This is a genomic window from Brachybacterium zhongshanense, assembly GCF_055385755.1.
The window spans coordinates 2877084-2895554 of record NZ_AP043790.1 but is presented as its reverse complement, the minus strand read 5'-3'; the positions used below and the strand labels follow the sequence as shown (position 1 = coordinate 2895554).

General features: G+C 71.1%; 14 protein-coding genes. 11 read left to right on the top strand and 3 right to left on the bottom strand.

Going from position 1 to position 18471, the window contains the following annotated elements; all coding sequences use genetic code 11:
• Nucleotides 1-32: 32 nt before the first annotated feature.
• The 3 genes from ACZ5AJ_RS12880 to rfbA form a co-directional block, all read right to left on the bottom strand.
• Complete coding sequence (locus ACZ5AJ_RS12880) at nucleotides 33-1463, bottom strand: sugar nucleotide-binding protein (protein WP_464138769.1); 1431 nt, start codon at nucleotides 1461-1463, stop codon at nucleotides 33-35.
• Between the two features lie 32 nt (nucleotides 1464-1495).
• Nucleotides 1496-2512 (bottom strand): dTDP-glucose 4,6-dehydratase, encoded by a 1017-nt coding sequence (rfbB, locus tag ACZ5AJ_RS12875; RefSeq protein ID WP_464135362.1) that lies wholly within the window; start codon nucleotides 2510-2512, stop codon nucleotides 1496-1498.
• A 136-nt stretch (nucleotides 2513-2648) separates the two neighbouring features.
• Nucleotides 2649-3524, bottom strand: a complete 876-nt coding sequence (gene rfbA / locus ACZ5AJ_RS12870) for a glucose-1-phosphate thymidylyltransferase RfbA (RefSeq protein ID WP_464135361.1) — start codon at nucleotides 3522-3524, stop codon at nucleotides 2649-2651.
• Nucleotides 3525-3660: 136 nt separating this feature from the next.
• On the opposite strand from rfbA, the gene ACZ5AJ_RS12865 reads away from it, so the two are divergent.
• Genes ACZ5AJ_RS12865 through ACZ5AJ_RS12815 form a run of 11 tightly spaced genes read left to right on the top strand, consistent with a single transcriptional unit; the run spans nucleotide 3661 to nucleotide 18422 of the window.
• Nucleotides 3661-5295 carry a tyrosine-protein kinase domain-containing protein gene (locus ACZ5AJ_RS12865; protein ID WP_464135360.1) on the top strand — a complete coding sequence of 545 codons (1635 nt, stop codon included), beginning with the start codon at nucleotides 3661-3663 and terminating at the stop codon, nucleotides 5293-5295.
• On the top strand, nucleotides 5292-6311 hold the full coding sequence (locus ACZ5AJ_RS12860) for a glycosyltransferase family 2 protein (RefSeq protein ID WP_464135358.1): 1020 nt from the start codon (nucleotides 5292-5294) through the stop codon (nucleotides 6309-6311). The genes ACZ5AJ_RS12865 and ACZ5AJ_RS12860 overlap by 4 nt, the downstream gene beginning before the upstream one ends.
• Complete coding sequence (locus tag ACZ5AJ_RS12855) at nucleotides 6308-7369, top strand: CgeB family protein (RefSeq protein WP_464135357.1); 1062 nt, start codon at nucleotides 6308-6310, stop codon at nucleotides 7367-7369. The genes ACZ5AJ_RS12860 and ACZ5AJ_RS12855 overlap by 4 nt, the downstream gene beginning before the upstream one ends.
• Nucleotides 7360-8517: a hypothetical protein gene (locus ACZ5AJ_RS12850; protein ID WP_464135355.1), complete on the top strand. Its 1158-nt coding sequence runs from the start codon at nucleotides 7360-7362 to the stop codon at nucleotides 8515-8517. Before ACZ5AJ_RS12855 ends, ACZ5AJ_RS12850 begins: the two co-directional genes overlap by 10 nt.
• Nucleotides 8514-9419, top strand: a complete 906-nt coding sequence (locus ACZ5AJ_RS12845) for an acylneuraminate cytidylyltransferase family protein (protein ID WP_464135354.1) — start codon at nucleotides 8514-8516, stop codon at nucleotides 9417-9419. The genes ACZ5AJ_RS12850 and ACZ5AJ_RS12845 overlap by 4 nt, the downstream gene beginning before the upstream one ends.
• On the top strand, nucleotides 9416-11665 hold the full coding sequence (locus tag ACZ5AJ_RS12840; RefSeq protein WP_464135352.1) for an N-acetylneuraminate synthase family protein: 2250 nt from the start codon (nucleotides 9416-9418) through the stop codon (nucleotides 11663-11665). Before ACZ5AJ_RS12845 ends, ACZ5AJ_RS12840 begins: the two co-directional genes overlap by 4 nt.
• Nucleotides 11656-12843, top strand: coding sequence for a glycosyltransferase family 4 protein (locus ACZ5AJ_RS12835; RefSeq protein WP_464135351.1), 1188 nt, complete (start codon nucleotides 11656-11658; stop codon nucleotides 12841-12843). Before ACZ5AJ_RS12840 ends, ACZ5AJ_RS12835 begins: the two co-directional genes overlap by 10 nt.
• Complete coding sequence (locus ACZ5AJ_RS12830) at nucleotides 12840-14096, top strand: ABC transporter permease (RefSeq protein WP_464135349.1); 1257 nt, start codon at nucleotides 12840-12842, stop codon at nucleotides 14094-14096. Before ACZ5AJ_RS12835 ends, ACZ5AJ_RS12830 begins: the two co-directional genes overlap by 4 nt.
• Entirely contained in the window at nucleotides 14093-15202 is a 1110-nt protein-coding gene (locus ACZ5AJ_RS12825; RefSeq protein WP_464135348.1) for an acyltransferase family protein, read from the top strand. The genes ACZ5AJ_RS12830 and ACZ5AJ_RS12825 overlap by 4 nt, the downstream gene beginning before the upstream one ends.
• Nucleotides 15199-16308 carry a glycosyltransferase family 4 protein gene (locus tag ACZ5AJ_RS12820; RefSeq protein ID WP_464135346.1) on the top strand — a complete coding sequence of 370 codons (1110 nt, stop codon included), beginning with the start codon at nucleotides 15199-15201 and terminating at the stop codon, nucleotides 16306-16308. The genes ACZ5AJ_RS12825 and ACZ5AJ_RS12820 overlap by 4 nt, the downstream gene beginning before the upstream one ends.
• Nucleotides 16305-18422 (top strand): glycosyltransferase, encoded by a 2118-nt coding sequence (locus tag ACZ5AJ_RS12815; RefSeq protein WP_464135345.1) that lies wholly within the window; start codon nucleotides 16305-16307, stop codon nucleotides 18420-18422. Before ACZ5AJ_RS12820 ends, ACZ5AJ_RS12815 begins: the two co-directional genes overlap by 4 nt.
• The last annotated feature ends 49 nt before the right edge of the window (nucleotides 18423-18471 follow it).

Genomic DNA, 18471 nt, shown 5'->3' with positions numbered 1-18471 from the left:
GCCGGGCCGGGCCCTGAGCCGGGGCCGACGGTTCAGCGGGCCAGGTGTGCGCGGAGGGCGTCGTGCTGGTCGCGGGGTGCGTAGCCGGTGGCCTGGATCCTGGTGAGGTCGAGGGTGGAGGAGCGGGGGCGGGGCGCGACGGTCCCATCGCCCTCGCTCCTGCCCTGGGCCGCGCAGTACGCCTCGGTGGTCACCGGGGTCACCCGGTCCGGATCGTGGCCGGTCATCGCGAACACCTCGCGCGCGATCCCGGCCCAGCTGGACGGCTGGCCGCTGCAGCTGACGTTGTACACCCCCGCCGCAGGACGCTGCGTGATCAGATGATCGATCGCCTCGGCGAGGTCCTCGGTGAAGGTCAGACGACCGACCTGGTCATCGACCACCGACGGGTCCACCCCCCGCTCGGCCAGGGACCGCATGGTCGCCACGAAGTTCCCGCCCGCACCGACCACCCAGCTGGTGCGCACCACGTAATGCTCCGCCAGCGTCTGGACCAGACGATCCCCCGCCGCCTTCGTCTGCCCATACACCCCCAACGGGCTCAGCGGCTCCTGCTCGGTGTGCACCGCCGCGGTCCCGTCGAACACGTAGTCGCTGGAGACGTGCACCAGCAGTGCCCGCTGCCCGCGGGCCGCCTCCACCAGCCGCGCCAGCCCGTCCACGTTCACCGCCCACGCCTCCGCCCGCCCCTCCGCCGACTCGGCAGCATCGACCGCGGTATAGGCGGCAGCATTGACGATCACCCCGTACCCCGAGAAGTCGAAACCCGACACCGACCCCGGATCCGCCAGATCCAGCCGGTCACGACCCACCAGATCCACATCATCCCGGCCCGCCCAGCGCGCCGCGAGCGCCCGGCCCAGCTGCCCGCCCGCACCCACCACCAGCGTCCGCCGCGGAGGCACCGGCGCCACCTGCGCCAGCCGCGGATGCGCGAGATCCTTCGCCGACAGCTCCGCGGACTCCAACGGGATCGGCCACGGGATCGCGACCGACTCATCCGCCAGGTTCAGGAACGTGTACTGCGACTGCGCGGCCTCGGACCAATGATCATTCACCAGATACGTGTACGCCGCCGGCGCCTCCACCGTCTGGAACGCATTCCCGACCCCGCGCGGCACGAACACCGCCACCCCGGGCGTGATCTCCGCCCAGAACACCGCCCCGAAGCTCTCGCCCTCCCGCAGATCCACCCACGCCCCGAACACCCGCCCGGACGCCACCGAGACATACTTGTCCCACGGCTCCGCATGGATGCCCCGCGTCACCCCCACCGCCTGGTTGAACGAGATGTTGTTCTGCACCGGACCGAAATCCGGCAGACCCGCCGCACACATCTTCTCCCGCTGCCAGTTCTCCTTGAACCAGCCCCGAGAATCACCATGCACCGGCAGATCCACCACCAGCAGCCCCGGGATCGGCGTCTCCCGCACCGTAAGCGGCTTCGGGCCCGCGGCCTTCACGGAATCCGCCTGCGCTGCGCTGCTCGCGGGGGTCACTGGCCGGCCCTCGCGTACTTCGCCTCGGTCGCGGCCTTCTGCGGCCGCCACCAGCCCTCATTCGCCCGATACCAGTCGATCGTCGCCGCGAGACCCGCCTCGAAATCACGGAACGACGGCACCCACCCCAGCTCGTCCCGCAGCACCGACGCATCGATCGCATACCGCAGATCATGACCCGGACGATCATTCACATGCTCATAGTCATCCCGGTCCCGGCCCATCAGCTGAAGGATCAGCTCGACGACCTCACGGTTCGACTTCTCCCCGTCCGCACCGATCAGATACGTCCGCCCCAGCTCGCCCTTGTCCAGGATCGTCATCACCGCCGAGGAATGATCATCCGCATGGATCCAGTCCCGCACGTTCAGCCCCGCCCCGTACAGGCGCGGCCGGACCCCATCGATCAGATTCGTGACCTGCCGCGGAATGAACTTCTCCACATGCTGCCGCGGACCATAGTTGTTCGAGCAGTTCGAGATCGTCGCCCGCACCCCGAACGACCGCACCCACGCCCTCACCAGCAGATCCGAGCCCGCCTTCGTCGACGAGTACGGCGACGACGGGTTATACGGCGTCGACTCCGTGAACTTCGCCGGATCATCCAGCTCCAGATCCCCATACACCTCATCCGTCGAGATGTGATGCAGCCGCACCCCATACCGCCGCACCGCCTCCAGCAGCGTGTACGTCCCGATCAGATTCGTCTGCAGGAACGGCCACGGATCCTGAAGAGAGTTGTCGTTATGCGACTCCGCGGCGAAATGCACCACCGCATCACCATCACCCGACAGACCCCCGACCAGCTCATCCACCAGCCCCGCATCCGCCACATCCCCCACCACCAGACGCACCCGATCCCCCGGCAGCCCCTCCAGCGACGCCGCATTCCCCGCATACGTCAGCTTGTCCAGCACCGTCACCCGCGCATCAGAATGCTCCACCACGTGATGCACGAAGTTCGAACCGATGAAACCGGCACCGCCGGTCACGAGCAGATGACGAGATGACATGGGGTCCTCCGAGAGGTGCTGGACGGCCCGGAAGGGCCGGTTGCGGCTGATGGATGAGGGGTGCTGTGCGGATGGGCCGGTGCCGGAGGCCCCGGTACGACCTCTGCGCCGCGCGCACGTCTCCGGGGCTCTGTCGTCATGAGCGGCGGTCCTGCTCCAGCAGGTCCAGCAGGTACTGCCCGTAGCCGGACTTGACGAGCGGGAGCGCGCGCTCGCGCAGCTCCTCGTCCGAGAGCAGTCCCATGCGCCAGCCCACCTCCTCGGGGCAGCCGATCGAGAGCCCCTGACGGTGCTGGACGGTGCGGATGAACTCTGAGGCGGCGGCGAGGTCGTCGAAGGTGCCGGTGTCGAGCCAGGCGGTCCCGCGGGTGAGGACGTCGACCTGCAGGCGGCCCTCCTCGAGATAGCTGCGGTTCAGGTCGGTGATCTCGAGCTCCCCGCGCGGCGACGGGCGCAGCGCCTTCGCGCGCTCGACCACGGTGGCGTCGTAGAAGTAGAGCCCCGGCACGGCCAGGTTCGAGCGCGGATGCTCGGGCTTCTCCTCGAGAGAGACCGCCCGGCCGTCGGCCCCCATCTCGACCACGCCGTAGGCGGTCGCATCCTTGACCTGGTAGCCGAAGACGACGGCGCCGTCGACGTCCTGGAACCGGCTCAGCTGGGTGCCCAGTCCGTCGCCGTGGAAGAGGTTGTCCCCGAGGATCAGCGCGGCCGGCTCTCCGGCCAGGAACTCCTCGCCCAGCAGGAACGCCTGCGCGAGTCCGTCGGGGGAGGGCTGGACGGCATAGGAGAGGTCGACGCCGAAGCGGCTTCCGTCGCCGAGCACGCGGCGGAACGCCTCGTGGTCGGCGGGAGTCGTGATCACGAGGATCTCCCGGATGCCCGCCAGCATGAGCGTGGACAGCGGGTAGTAGACCATCGGCTTGTCGTAGACTGGCATGAGCTGCTTGGAGACCCCGATGGTGAGGGGATGGAGGCGGGATCCGGTCCCGCCGGCCAGGATGATGCCGCGCATGAGCACAGTATGCACGGTGCTCTGAGGGGTGGTCTGCCCGATTCGTCCCGCGATTCGGTGGACGGTCCCGACGATTTGTGTCCAGATGGACCTACTATCAGGGGGCTCGTGTTCCTCTCTTGAATGGTGTGAGCCGGTGACGATCGAGGACTTCCTCCGCCTGCTGCTGCGCAATGCGCTGCTGCTGATCTGCGTGACCCTGCTGGGCGCCGCCGCTGGGTACGGGCTCTCCTTCACGAAGGAGCCGCAGTACACGGCCTCGGCCCTCGGCTACGTGTCCGTCAGCGGAGGCTCGACCGAGGAGGAGGGGTCGCCGACGGCCAGCGCCAACATGCAGGCCCAGTACCAGCGGGCGCAGACTTACCTGCCGCTGTTCAGCACCCGCGTGGTGGGGGAGAGGATCGTCGAGTCGACGGGTCTCGACGTCAGCGCCGACCAGGTCGCCGGATCGCTGCAGGCGACCATCGACCCCAACGCCCCCATCATCACGGTGACCGCGACGGCGTCGGATCCGGAGCTCGCCGGGACCATCGCCGACGCCGCCGTGGAGGCCGTCGCCGCCGAGGCCCGCTCCATCGAGAGCGGCGGCGACGAGGACGCCTCGGTGCAGTATGAGCTGCTCGTCTACCAGACGGCGCAGCAGCCGGGAGCACCCGTCTCCCCGGACCGCCAGAGGTACCTGCTCGCCGGGGCCGCCGCCGGGCTCCTGATCGCCCTCGGTCTGGCCTGGCTGCGGGACCGCAACGACTCCCGCATCCGCACGGCCGATGACATCACCGAGACGATCGGGCTGCCCCTGCTGGGCACCCTCCCGGAGTCCAAGGAGATGCAGCGCGCCAAGGACGGCGTCCTGCCCGAGCTCACGTCGTTCCACAGCCGTGAGGCGGTCCGGAAGCTGCGCACCAACCTGCGCTATGTCGACGTCGACAGCCCGCCGCGCGCGATCGTGGTGACCTCGAGCGCCCCCGGCGAGGGCAAGTCGACGGTCGCCGCGAACCTCGCGCGCGTGATGGCCCGCGCCGGCCAGCCGACGCTGCTGATCGACGCGGACCTGCGTCGGCCCATGGTCGCCGACGAGTTCGGGATCGACGGCTCGGTGGGCCTGTCGCAGCTGCTGGCCTCCGCCGTTACCCTCGAGGACGCCGTGCAGAGCGCCCCGACCCCGCTGCTCTCGCTGCTGCCGGCCGGGCAGGTCCCGCCCAATCCCTCCGAGCTGCTCGGATCGCGGCGGATGAGGGAGCTGATCGAGGAGGTCTCCCACGACCGCTTCGTGATCATCGACGCGCCGCCGGTGCTCGCCGTGACCGACGCCCAGCTGCTGTCGCGGCATGCCGACGGCGCCGTCCTGGTGGCGGTCCCCGGACGGTCCCGCGCCGCCGGGATCGCGCACTCCGCCGAGGCGCTGCGCGGCATCGGGTCGAAGGTCTACGGCGTCGTGCTGAACCGGGCCTCCACCAGCCGTTTCACGCGGCTCGTGTACGGGGACGCCGAGTACGGCTACGGCTCCTACGGGCGTTACGCCTACGGCGGCGCCAAGGGATACGACACGGCCGTGCCGGAGATTGACGAGGTCGACGTCGAGGCCGCCGGCGGCGTGGCGGAGCCGGTCGCTCCGGCCCGGAGCGCAGCCCCGGCCGCCGCCTCGCCGTCCCGGACGGCATCGTCGACGGCCGATGGCTCGCCGTCGGCATCTCCGTCGGCGTCGCCGTCCTCGTCCGGGCGCGGAGCGTCGCGGGGGCGCCGGGCTGCGACGCCCCAGGACCCCCGATGAGTCCCGAGGGGCGATGGGGGCTGGATCGGCTGGGGGTGGTCGTCCCCGTCCACGGGCCCCTCGATCCGGTCCTCGCGCTGCTGGACCCGGTCGTCGGCCCGCAAGTGGCGGAGCAGGAGCGGCCCGCACGGGTGATCGTCGTCGACGACGCCTCGCCGGCGCCCGTGGACGCCTCGGCCCTGCCCGACGGCGTCGAGCTGATCCGGCGCGAGCGCAACGGAGGCTTCGGCGCCGCCGTGAACACCGGGCTCCGGGCGCTCGCGGATCCGGCCGATGTCGGCCGCGGGGGCGGCTCCGGCGTCGGCCGCGACGACGGCCCCGACGTCGTCTGCACCGCCGCGCTCGTGCTGAACTCCGACCTGGAGATCCCCGAGGGGTTCTGCCGACGGCTGCTCGAGCACGCCCGTCCCTGGATGCCCGCGGTCGTCGGCTGTCGCGCGGCCGACGAGGAGGGCCGCTCCGCCTTCGCGGCCCGCCGCTTCCCGACCGTCGGGCACCAGGTCGTCGAATGGCTCGTGCCTCTGGCCTCCCAGCGCCACAGGGATGCGCTGCATCGCGCGGTCGGCCATGACGTGGAGGCGGATCGCGCGAGCGGGACCGTCCCCGTCGACTGGGTCTCGGGAGCAGTCCTGCTGCTCCCGCTGCACGAGGTGCTCGCTGTCGGGGGCTTCGACGAGGGGTACTTCATGTACACCGAAGAGGTCGATCTGCAGCTGCGGCTGAGGCGCGAGGGCATCCCCGCAGTGCTCGACGCGGACCTCGAGGTCCGGCACGAGGGCGGAGGATCCTCCGGCGGGGAGGAGCGCCGCCGTCGCTGGCTCGTCGGCGCCCGCACCCGCTATGCCCGCAAGCACGGGCACATCCACCTGCTGCGCGCGGGACTGACCGCCGCGACCGGGGCGAACCTGATCTGGAACACGGGCCGCCGCCTCGCCGGGCGCGACGTGCGGCCCCTCATGACGGCGCGCGAGGAGATGCACCTCATCCATCGCGCCGGGACGGAGCTGCCCCGATGAGCACGAACCGCGGCCGGGCGGCGTCGGGCGGCGCGCGCCGGGACCCGGGGTCCCCGGAGACCCTCCTGCTGGTCACCCCCGCCTTCCACGGCTACTGGAGGAGCATCGCCGAGGCCTTCGAGCGTCGCGGTCGCATCGTCCGCACCATCCGCTACGACGCCTACGACACGATCGCCGAGAAGGCTCGCCTGAAGGCGACGGTGGAGCTGCCCGAGCGCCTCCGCCTGCCCGGGGACCGCCGCATCGCGGAGACCGCCCGCCTCACCGACCGGGTGATCGAGGAGCTGCGCCGGGTGCGGCCCGACAAGGTCGTCGTCATCAAGGGCGACGGGCTCGACAACCGCTTCTGGGACGCCCTCGGGGACACGCCGCGGATCCTGTGGCTCTACGACGACCTCCACCGCCACGACTACACCGACGAGTTCCTGCGCGAGGTCGGCCCGATCGTCGACTATGCCCGCTCGGAGGCCGACGCCCTGCGCGCCCTCGGCGCGGACGCCCACTTCGTGCCCAACGCCTTCGATCCCCACCGCTCGCAGCCCACCGGCGTGCGCAGCGGGGAGATCGTGTTCATCGGCTCCGGGTACGACAACCGCACCCGCACGCTCACCCGCCTCGCGGAGGAGGGCCTTCCCGTCCACGCCTGGGGCCGGGACTTCTCCCGCCACCCCGTCGACCGGGCCCGGACCTTCTCCTGGCGCCGGCCGCCGATCATCGCCTCTCGCGAGGTCCCCCTCGAGCGCGCTTACCAGATCCATGCCGAGGGCGCCGCCGCGGTCGCGATCCACGGCCTGCAGAACGGTCACGCGATGCGCACCTTCGAGATTCCCGGCATGGGCGGCGTGCAGCTGGTGGACCGCGACGACGTCGACCAGTTCTACGACGTCGGCACCGAGGTCGCCGTCTGGCATGACGTCGACGAGCTGGTGGACCTGTGCAGGCGGTCCCTGCGTGACGCATCATGGGCCGAGGGGCTGCGCGAGCAGGGCAGGCGCCGCACCCTGGCCGAGCACACCTTCGACCATCGGATCCAGGAGGTCGACCGACTGTGGCGCTGATCCATCCCCGCAGCCTCGAGCGCTGGCAGGAGTGGCAGGAATCCCGGCATCGCGTCCGCCGTGCGAAGCACGCCATCACCGGGGCCGCGTCCTCGCTCCGCGGGCGCACCCAGGAGCCGCCCCCCGGCTGGATCCTGCACAGCCGCGAGGGCACCGGCGAGGTGACCGGCGGGGGCCGGCTCCTGATCGCCGTCGACTCGGCCTCGCCGACCTCGCGGGCGAGCCTGCTGACCGCGCTGCCCTACCTCCATCGGCCCGTCGACGTGCTCGCCCCGGCCGACGTCCCCCTCGCCGAGGTCGCTGACGACGGCTGGACGCGGACCGCGATCCCCGCCGACAGGCCGGGTGCTGCAGGCGGTCCGGACGCGTTGGGCGGGCCGGATGCGGCGGGCGGTCCAGGCGCGGCCGACGGCTCCTCCGGCCTGCGGAGGGTGCTGGCCGAGCGGGGGATCAGCACCGTGGTCAGCCTCGGACAGCATCTGCGCACGGGGCGCGCCGTGCACGACTGGGCGCTCGCGGCCGGAGCGGGCTCGGCGGTCGTCCAGCACGGGGCGCTGACCCCGTTCGCGCCGCCCCTGCCGGAGCGGACCACGCTGCTGGCCTGGTCCGACGCCGACGCCGAGTTCTACCGCTCGGGCCGCTCCGACATCGGGACCCGCACCATCGGCTCGCAGCTGCTGTGGCAGGCCCGCCACGAGAGCGACGGCGCGGTCGAGGTCGACGGGCCGCCGGTCTTCCTCGGGCAGATGCACGGCGCCGAGCTGCCGCGCCGCAACACCGCGGGGACCGCCCTGAGGTTCTGCCGCGCCGAGGGCGCGATCTACCGACCGCACCCGTCGGAGACCGACGTCATCTCGCGGACCGTCCATCAGCTGATGCGCCGACGCGGCATCGTCATCGAGGATGCGGGCGTGCCCCTGCGCGAGCTGAGCAGCCCCGTCGTCGGGATCTTCTCCACCGGCGTGCTCGAGGCGGCCGTGCGCGGGCTGCCCTCCTACGTGGTCGGCGACCGGGTGCCTGCATGGGTGCGCGAGTTCTGGGACAGGTACGGCATGCGCCGCTGGGGAGGGGAGCCCACCCCGGCCCCGGAGATCGGGGCCGACGAGCCCGCGCGCCTGCTCGCCCAGGCCCTCGAGGAGACGTCATGACCGCGCTCGTGGTGATCCCCGCCCGCGGGGGATCCAAGGGGATCCCGCGCAAGAACCTGCTGCCCGTCGGCGGGCGCCCGCTGATCGCCTGGACCATCGCCCAAGCCCTCGAGGCGCAGCGCGTCGGTGCAGGCATCAGCGCGGGCGCGGGCTCCGGCGAGGGCACGGGCCCCGGCACGGGCGCGAGCTCCGGGGAGGACGCCGCAGCGGCCGACGTGATCGTCGCGGTCTCCACGGAGGACCCGGAGATCGCCGAGGTCTCGCGCGCCCACGGCGCCCGCGTGATCGAGCGCCCGGCCGAGCTCGCGGTCGACACCGCGCCCACGGAGCCCGTGGTCCTGCACGCGATGGACGTGATCGAGGCGGAGCTCGCCGCGGAGAGCGTCCGACCCGCCGCGGAGAGCGTCCGACCCGGCGCGGAGAGTGCCCGACCCGCCGCGGACCGCACCGGTCCGGAAGGTCCCGACGCGGAGGGAGCGGGGGAGCGCAGACTGGATGCCGTGGTGCTGCTGCAGGCGACCTCGCCGGTGCGTCGGCCCGACACGATCGCCCGTGCTCTCGCACAGTTCCGCGAGAGCGGGGCCGACAGCCTCGTCGGCGTCGTCCCCGAGTCGCCGTTCTTCTGGCGCCTGCCGGAGCGGCCGGGCGAGAGCGCACTCGCCGCCTACGACGTGACCGCGAGGCCCCGCCGCCAGGAGCTGCTCCCCGAGCAGATGCACTACTTCGAGAACGGGAGCCTGTACGTGACGGCTCCGCACATCTACCGCACGCAGCGCAACCGCATCGGCGGTCGCACCGAGCTCTTCGTGCTCGACGAGGTGGAGGGCGTGGACATCGACACCCTCACCGACGTCGCGGCCGCGGAGTCGATGCTCGCCCGCCTCGGATGGAGGACGTCATGATCCTGGATCGCAACACCGCCGCCTATGCCGTCGACGAGGGCGCGAGCGTCCTCGAGGCCCTGCGCCGCATCAGCGAGAACCAAGCCCGCATGGTGCTGATCGTCGACTCCCACGGGACCGTCCGCGGGAGCCTCACCGACGGGGACGTGCGCCGCTGGCTCGTGGCCCAGGCGACCCCGGACCTGTCCGCGACCGTCGACGCCGCCGCCAACACCTCCTTCGTGTCCGTCGTCGAGGGCACCCCCGTCGCCGAGATCTCGCGCCTGTTCGGCGGCGGCGTCGACCGCATCCCCGTCGTCGATGAGCGCGGGCGGCTGGTCGCCGTCGCGAGCCCCGGCACGCGGACACTCACGGTCGGACGCCGCACCGTCGGCGCGGGCCATCCGGCGCTGCTGATCGGCGAGATCGGCAACAACCATCAGGGCGACGTGGCGATGGCGAAGGAGCTCGTCGACCGCTGCGTCGACGCGGGCGTCGACACCGTGAAGTTCCAGCTGCGCGACATGGAGGCCCTGTACCGCTCGGGCGGGACCGGCAGCGCCGGCGAGGACCTCGGTCCCCAGTACACGATGAACCTGCTGGCCAAGTACTCGCTGTCGGTCGAGGACATGTATCGCGTGTTCGACCACTGCGCCGCGCGCGACGTCGACGTCATCTGCACCCCCTGGGACATCCCCTCGGCCGACGCCCTGGACCGCTACGGCATGGGCGGTTACAAGATCGCCTCCGCCGATCTCACCAACCACGACCTGCTCGGGCACGTCGCCGACTTCGGCGCCGCGATGATCGTCTCCACCGGCATGAGCACCGAGCAGGAGATCAGCGCCGCCGTCGAGGTGCTGCGCCAGCACGGCGCGCCCTACGCGCTGCTGCAGACGCAGTCGACCTATCCCGCGCCCTACAAGGACCTGAACCTGCGCTACATGGACCGCCTCGCCGAGCTGGGCGACTGCCTCGTCGGCTACTCCGGCCACGAGCGCGGCTGGCACGTGCCCGTCGCGGCCGTCGCCCGCGGCGCATCGATCATCGAGAAGCACGTGACCCTCGACAAGACCCTCGAGGGCAACGACCACAAGGTCTCCCTCCTGCCCGACGAGCTCGCGAGCATGGTCCGCCAGATCCGCGAGGTCGAGGAGGCGCTCGGCTCCGACGGTCCGCGCGAGCTCTCCACCGGCGAGCTCATGAACCGCGTCAACCTCGCGAAGTCGCTCGTCGCCTCCCGCGACCTGCGCGCCGGCGACACCGTCACCGCGGCCGACGTCGACGTGAAGAGCCCCGGCCGCGGCCTCCAGCCCGACCGCCGTGAGGTGCTCCTCGGCGTGACCCTGCATCGCGACGTCCCCGCCGGCGACTTCTTCTACCCGGGCGACCTCGCCGGGCGCCCCCGCACCCGCAGCGACTACAGCTTCCGCCGCCCGTGGGGCCTGCCCGTGCGCTTCCACGACTTCCGGGACCTGCTCGAGGTCTCCCGCCCCGAGTTCCTCGAGTTCCACCAGAGCGCCAAGGACATGGACCTCGACCCGGCGCAGTTCTTCGCCGAGGGCGAGAAGCTCGAGCAGTTCCACACCGTCCACGCCCCCGACCTGTATCCCGGGGACTTCCTCATCGACCTCGCCTCGCCCGACGAGGCGATCTGGGAGCGCTCGATCCGCGAGGTCCAGCGGGTCGTCGACCTCACCCGCGACCTGCGGCAGTGGTTCACCTGCGAGGAGGACCCGATCGTGATCGTCACGATGGGCGGCTTCCTCCCCGACCGCCATCTGCGGCCCGAGGAGCGCTACCCGCTGTACGAGCGGATCCAGCAGGGCCTCGAGCGGGTCGACGAGGAGGGCGTGCGCCTGACCGCGCAGACCCTCCCGCCGTTCCCGTGGCTCATGGGCGGCCAGCAGTACCACAACCTGTTCATGGAGCCCGAGGACACCGCCTGGTTCTGCGAGACCTACGGCCGACGCCTCACCTTCGACGTCTCCCACTCGAAGCTCGCCGCGAACTTCTTCGGGCGCCCCTTCAGCGAATACATCGACATCATGGGCCCGTACACCGAGCACCTCCACATCGTCGACTCCGTGGGCGTCGACGGCGAGGGTGTGCAGGTCGGCGAGGGCGAGGTCGACTTCAAGGACCTCGCCGAGCGCATGGACCGGCTCGCCCCGAAGGCCCCCTTCATCCCCGAGATCTGGATGGGCCACGTGAACACCGGCGAAGGCTTCTTCACGGCGCTCGATCGGCTGCGGGAATGGTTCTGAGGACCGCCCTCTGGTGCGTGCCCGTCGCCGACCTCGGCGGCGTCGCCCGGCACGTGCTCGACGCCGCCCGGACCGGCGTGCCCGGGTGGCGGATCGTGGTGCTCTGCCCCGAGGGGCCGCTCGCCGAGCGTCTCCGCGCTCTCGGCGTGCCCGTGCTCGTCGGCCCGGCCTCGCCTGACGACGGGACCCGCGCCGCGGTCGCCGCGATCCGCGACGCGCTGCGGCGGCTGCGGCCCGACGTCCTCCACACGCACCTCGCCTTCGCGGATCTCGCGGGCATCGCCGCCGTCCAGGGCCTGCGCTCCGGACGCGGCGAGCGCATCCGCGTCGTCTCCACCGAGCACGGGATCGCGGGCGTCCGCGGCTACTACCAGGCCTCCGAGGCCGCGGCGCGCGCGAAGGCGGCCGCGCATCGCGCCCGCCTGCTGCGCACCGACCGGATAATCGCCGTCAGCGAGTCCACGCGCGAGCAGGTCGCCGCGCAGTGGGGGAGCGCGGAGAAGATCGTCGTGGTGCGCAACGAGGTCGAGGCGCCGGGTGCGGTGGCCGGCGGTGCAGGGACCGGAGCGGCGGAGCCGCGGCCGGGCCTGCGGGTCCTCTCCCTCGCGCGCCTTGCGCCCGAGAAGCGGATCGACGAGCTCCTGCGGGCCTTCGTGCATGTCCTGCGCGAGCATCCCGAGGCGACCCTGACGATCGCCGGCACCGGCCCCGAGGAGGCCTCGCTGCGAGCGCGCGCCGGCATCCTCGGCCTCGCCGACCACGTCGCCTTCGTGGGCCACGTGGACGCGGCCGACGCCCTGCGCAACCACGACGTGGTCGTGCAGCTCTCCGTCTGGGAGAACCTCTCCTACACGCTCCTCGACGCCGTCGCCCATGGCCTGGGCATCGTCGCGACGGACGTCGGCGGGAACGGCGAGATCGTGCCGGAGCGGTGCCTGGTGGCGGGTGCCGGGGGAGCGGGTGCCGGGGCGGGGGCGGAGGCAGGCACCGCGGGCGGTGCGCCGGGGTCGCTGCCGGCGGAGGAGATCGCGCGGAAGATCGTGGTGCAGGGGCTGGAGGTGGGGGAGCGGCCGGGCAGCGGAGAGTCCAGGATGCTGGTCGCCGACGGTGCCACGGTGTCCGGCCTCGCGATCATGTGCAGCGGGATCGCCCGGGTCTACGCGGAGACGTTGGCATGACGACACAGGGCAGCGGCGCATCGATGGTCGGTAGACACCGAGCCTCGACGGCATCCGGAGGGCGCAAGCCACTCCTGAGCGGAAGCCTGCGGCGCAGCGTCGCGCAGACGGCGTCGGCCGTCGGCTCCTGGCGGATTCCGGAGCTCGTGCTGTTCGCCGGCCTGATCTTCGAGGGTTCCCTGTTCGGACTGCCGCTGCCGTTCAACCAGGTCGTGATGGCGCTGATCATCGTCCTCGGCATGGCGCGTTCTCCTCGCGTGGCTCTCGGGCGCCTGCAGCTCATCGTCCCGGTGCTCGCGATCGGCCTGTTCTACATCGCGATGATCTCGATGTTCGCGGAACCCTCGGAGCTTGCGGCGGACTGGACCCGCCGCCTCATCCGGCTCGCCCTCACGGGGGTGTTCATCCTCGTCGTCGCCGCAGGACGGATCGATCTCCGCTCTGCGCTCGCCGGGACCGCCATCGGGCTATACGCCAACGCCATCGCCTTCTATGCCGGCGTCGCCCCGGATGAGTACGGGGGCGTGCTCTCCGGCTTCCTCATGGACAAGAACGTCGCCGGCATGGCGTACGCGCTCTTCGGAATCCTCATCCTGGTGGTCGTAGAACGGCCATCGGTCAAGGCGGCGATCGTGCTCTCGATGGGTGCGCTGATCTGGTTGACCGGGTCCCGGACCTCGATCTCCGCCTTCATCGCCGCCGTGCTCTGGATCCTCCTCGCGCCCCGGATCGGAAAAGTCGGGCGCTGGGTGATGGGCGTGCTGATCGTCGTCGTGGTGGACCTCCTCGCCGAGGACTACTCGAGGATCGGCATCTTTTCCGACCGTCTGGGCTCCGATCTGCTCCGCTCCCGCATCAATGCGGCGACCCAGATCAAGGTCAGCGAGTCGGGCTTCTTCGGCCAGGGCCTCGGGGAGGCCTACATCGTGTTCGAGGACGATCCGGCCAAGATCTGGTACTTCCACAACTCGTTCTCCACGGCGCTCGTCGAAGGCGGATGGCCGTGGCTCCTCCTCCTGCTCGGGATCACGATCGTGGTCGCCCTCAGGCCCTTCGGACACGACCTCGACAAACGAGAGGTCATCGTGCAGGCGGCTGCGGTTGCGATGCTGATCTGCGCCTGGAAGCTCGGTGAAGTCCTCTTCACCCTCCAGTGGGGACTGCTCATCGGCATCGCTCTGCTGGTACGAGCGGAAGCGAAGACAGTCGCAACGGGACACTCCGCAGATGCCCTGGGAGAGGGGCGCAGATGACCACCGAGACGAGCACCAGGAGCAGGCGCTTCCTCGAGCTGGATGGGCTGCGGGGTATCGCCGCCGTGGTCGTCGTCGGGAGCCACCTCACCTCCGGATACGACAGCAAGTACCCGGGGGAGAGCATCCCGTTCGTGGACCTCGAATGGGGCGCCTACGGAGTGCAGCTGTTCTTCTTCATCTCGGGGTTCGTGATCCTGATGAGCGCGCAGCGTGTGAAGTCGTCGAGCGACTTCGTCATCTCCCGCTTCTCCCGTCTCTTCCCGGTCTACTGGCTCGCGGTGACGGTGAGCATCATCGTGTCGATCCTGTTCCGGGTGCCGCACACGGATGTCGGGTGGACGGCTCGACTGCTGAACTACACGATGGTGCAGCGGCTGATCCTCGTCCCCAACGTCGACGAGGTGTACTGGACGCTCGCGATCGAGATGCAGTTCTACGCCCTGATCCTCGCGCTCCTGCTGCTCACCCATGCGCGGATCACCGATCGGCTCGTCCCCTGGATCGCCGGCATCTGGATCTCGGTCTCGCTGGTCATCGCGATCCTCGCAAGGCCTTACACGCTGGGCGTCAATCCGCAGCTCGTCGTCACCACGTGGAAGATCCCGCTCAACCTCCTGCTGGTCGAATGGGGGCCCTTCTTCTCGGCCGGCATGCTCATGTACTTGGCGCGGAAGGACTCCCGCTATCGCATCGGCGGGCTCCTCGCCGTGCTGTCGACGGTCCTCGTCTCCGGAATCCTCCACGGCTGGGAGCAGATGGCATGGGTCGCAGGGGTGGCGACGCTCTTCACCGTCGTCGTGCTCCGGGAGCGCACCGGCGTCCTGCTCTGGCGCCCGATCCAGTTCTACGGGCGGATCAGCTACTCCCTGTACATCGGACATGCGGTCACCGGTTACGCCATCCTCCATCTGATCGCCCCGTTCACCGGCAGGAACCTCGGCATGGTGGTCACCTTCGCCGCGGTCACCGGAATCGCCGTCGTCTATCACCGGATCGGCGAGGTGTACCTCTCCGGGAAGATGAAGGAAGGGCTCCTCGCTCTCCGCGACCGCTGGAGGAGCCGACGCCGTTCCCAAGATGCTCCGGAAGGGATCGAGGCATGACGACCGGGACGCACCGTGCTCGCATCGCCATCGCCACCAACAACGGCGACATCGGCGGCGGTGAGGTCATGCTCCTCAACATCGCCGAGGCGCTGCGGGAGCTCGACATCGAGGTGGTGGTGATCGGCCCGTCCGGGCCGGGCGATCTCGTCGCCGAAGGCGCGGAGCGCGGATTCGAGACCATCGTGCTTCCGGCTGAGGGGCGGCGCGCCTACATGCTCGCCCTCCTGCGCTGGCGCCTGCGGAACCGGCGCATCCCGCTGTGGTGCAACGGCCTCGTGCCCTCCACCGCGACCGCCGGGCTCGGTCCCCGCATCGTGCACCTGCACATCCTCCCGACCGGGCTGCAGAAGGTTGCCGCAACGATCGCTCGGATCGGTGCCAGCAAGATTCTGGTGCCTTCACACTTCATGGCCGAGCGCATCCCGAGATCTCAGGTTCTGGCGAACTGGACCGAGGATCTGGCGCTGGTGAGAACGCGCGACGACGAAGGGCCGCTCCGTGTCGGATTCCTCGGTCGCCTGACCCAGGACAAGGGCGTGGACGTCCTCGCGGCGGCAATGCGAGAGGTCATCGCGACGAGCAGTCGCGAGACACGCCTCGTGCTCGCCGGCGAGAACCGGTTCGGCACGGCCGACGACGATCGAGCGATATCCCAGGAGCTCGCGCGGATCGCCGAATCCGTCGACAGGATCGGCTGGGTGGAGCGTGAGACCTTCTTCGCAGGCGTGGACCTCGCTGTGTTCCCGTCAGTCTGGCCGGAGCCCTTCGGCCTGGTAGCCGCGGAGGCGATGGCCGCCGGTGTCCCCTTCGTCATCACGGATGCAGGCGCACTGTCCGAGGTCGCCGGACGAGACCATCCGTGGATCGCTCGGGCGGGCGATGCTCGCTCGCTGTCGGCGACGATCATCAGCGCGCTCGATGCAAAGAGGGAGAGAACGGCGACTGTACGCGACGCGCGCCGCCGCTGGGAGCAGGAGTTCTCCCCGGCGGCCGGCCGACGACGCGTCGCCGAGCTCCTCACCCAGCTCCCTGACCTGCCCCGCCGCCCTGCAGGCGGCGTGCACCCCATCGACCCGACTCATCCTCAGGAGACCTCCCGGTGACCGACGAGACCCCGATCGCCAGCATCATCGTGCCGTCCTACCGGGGCGTCGACCGTCTGCCGGCGCTGCTCGACTCCTTCGCGGGCCAGGCGGAGGGGACGCCCTCCTTCGAGGTGATCGTCGTGGTCGACGGCGTCGACGACGGCTCGGTCGCCCTGCTCGCCGCCGAGGACCGGTTCGCCGTGCGCAGCATCGTCTTCCCCGAGAACCGGGGGAGGGTCTCGGCCCTGAACGCCGGGTTCGAGGCCGCGCGCGGCGAGGTGCTGATCCGCTGCGATGACGACCTGGTGGTCCCCTCGGGATTCGTGGCCGCGCATGTCCGCTTCCATGCGTCCGAAGGTCGGGCCGGCGGGGTCGGTCTCACCCAGGACATCCACGAGACATCGGCCTACGCCCGGGCCTACGCCCGGGCCTACGGCGAGGCCGCGGCCGCGAGTTCGTTCGCGGCGGCGTCGGCGCGCGGCGCCGACGAGCGCTGGCGGCTCTGGGCAGCGAACTGCTCGATCACCCGGAAGACCTGGGATGAGATCGGTCCGTACAGCACCGCCTTCCGCGCCTACGGCTGGGAGGACGTCGACTACGGGTACCGGCTCTACGCCGCCGGCATCCCGGTCGACCTCGTCGACGGGGCGACCGCCGAGCATCACGGCCCGGCGCGCACCGCTGCCGCCCGCACCGCCAAGGCCTACGAGGCCGGTGCCGCGCGCGCGACCTTCCTCGCACGGCACCCGGAAGCCCCGCTCCCGGCGCCATCTCCCGGCTCAGGCCCGTGGGGCATCGCTGTCGGATCGACCGCTCGGCTGCTCCGCTCGGTACGTGGCGCCCGGACATACGCGGCAGCCGTCGACCGGCTCCTGCCGGTCGTGCCCCCGGCCGTCGGCCGCAAGCTCGTCGCCCTCGGCGTCGAAGCCGCCGGCCTCGCCGGAACCCGACAGGGCGCATCGGCGCCGACGCACCGTGCAGCGCAGGACCGCGTCGCGACTGGTGGTGCTGCACGCCCCCGCATCGCCATCGCCCACGACTACCTCACCCAGCGCGGCGGGGCCGAGCGCGTGGTGCTGTCCCTCGCCCGAGCGTTCCCCGACGCCGAGATCCACACGCTCTTCTACGAGCCGGACCAGACCTATCCCGAGTTCCGTGACATGCGGATCCGCACGAGCGGCCTGAACCGGATCGGACCCTTCCGGCGCGATCCCCGCATCGCCCTGCCGCTCCTCGCGGCGGCGTCCTCCCGGATGACGATCGACGCCGACATCGTCATCGCCTCCTCCTCCGGCTGGGCCCACGCCTTCCCGACCACGGGCAGGAAGATCGTCTACTGCCACTCCCCGGCGCGCTGGCTCTACCTCCCCGAGGACTACCTCGGGGACGCAGGGCGACTGGACCCCAAGCGCCTGCTGCTCAGCGTGCTGACACCGGCGCTGACGATCTGGGACCGCCGCGCCGCGATGACCGCGCACCGCTACCTCGCGAACTCGTCCGTCGTGCGCGAGCGGATCCGCCGCGTCTACCGGATCGATGCGCCGACCCTCTCCCCGCCCTTCAGCCCCGCCGTCGCCGAGGGCGAGCAGGAGCCGGTCCCCGAGCTCGCCGGCTGGGCCGGCGCCGACGGCACCGCGGGCGGGCACTTCCTCGTGGTCTCCCGCCTGCAGCCGTACAAGCACGTCGACCGCGTGATCGAGGCGTTCCGCGGACTGCCCGACGAGCGCCTGCTGGTCATCGGCAAGGGCCCCGAGAAGGAGCATCTCGCGGCACTCGCCGGCGAGAACGTCCGCCTCGTCGAGGGCCTCTCCGATGCGCAGATGCGCTGGGCCTACGGGAATGCGCGCGCGCTCATCGCCGCGAGCCACGAGGACTTCGGGCTCACCCCGCTCGAAGCCGGGGCCCACGGTGTGCCGACGATCGCGCTGCGCGCAGGCGGATATCTCGACACCGTCGAGGAGGGCGTGAACGGGCTCTTCTTCGAGGAGCCGACGGCGGAGGCGATCCGGGAGGCGGTCGAGCAAGAGCGGCGGAAGGCCTTCTCCGCCGAGAGGATCCGCAGCAGAGCTGCGTCCTTCTCGGAAGCAGGCTTCATCGACCATCTGAGGGGAATCACGGCTCTTCGGAGTTGAGCGCGGGGTGGCGCGTCAAGGCCTCTGGTGGTCGCCGACGCGGCACCGG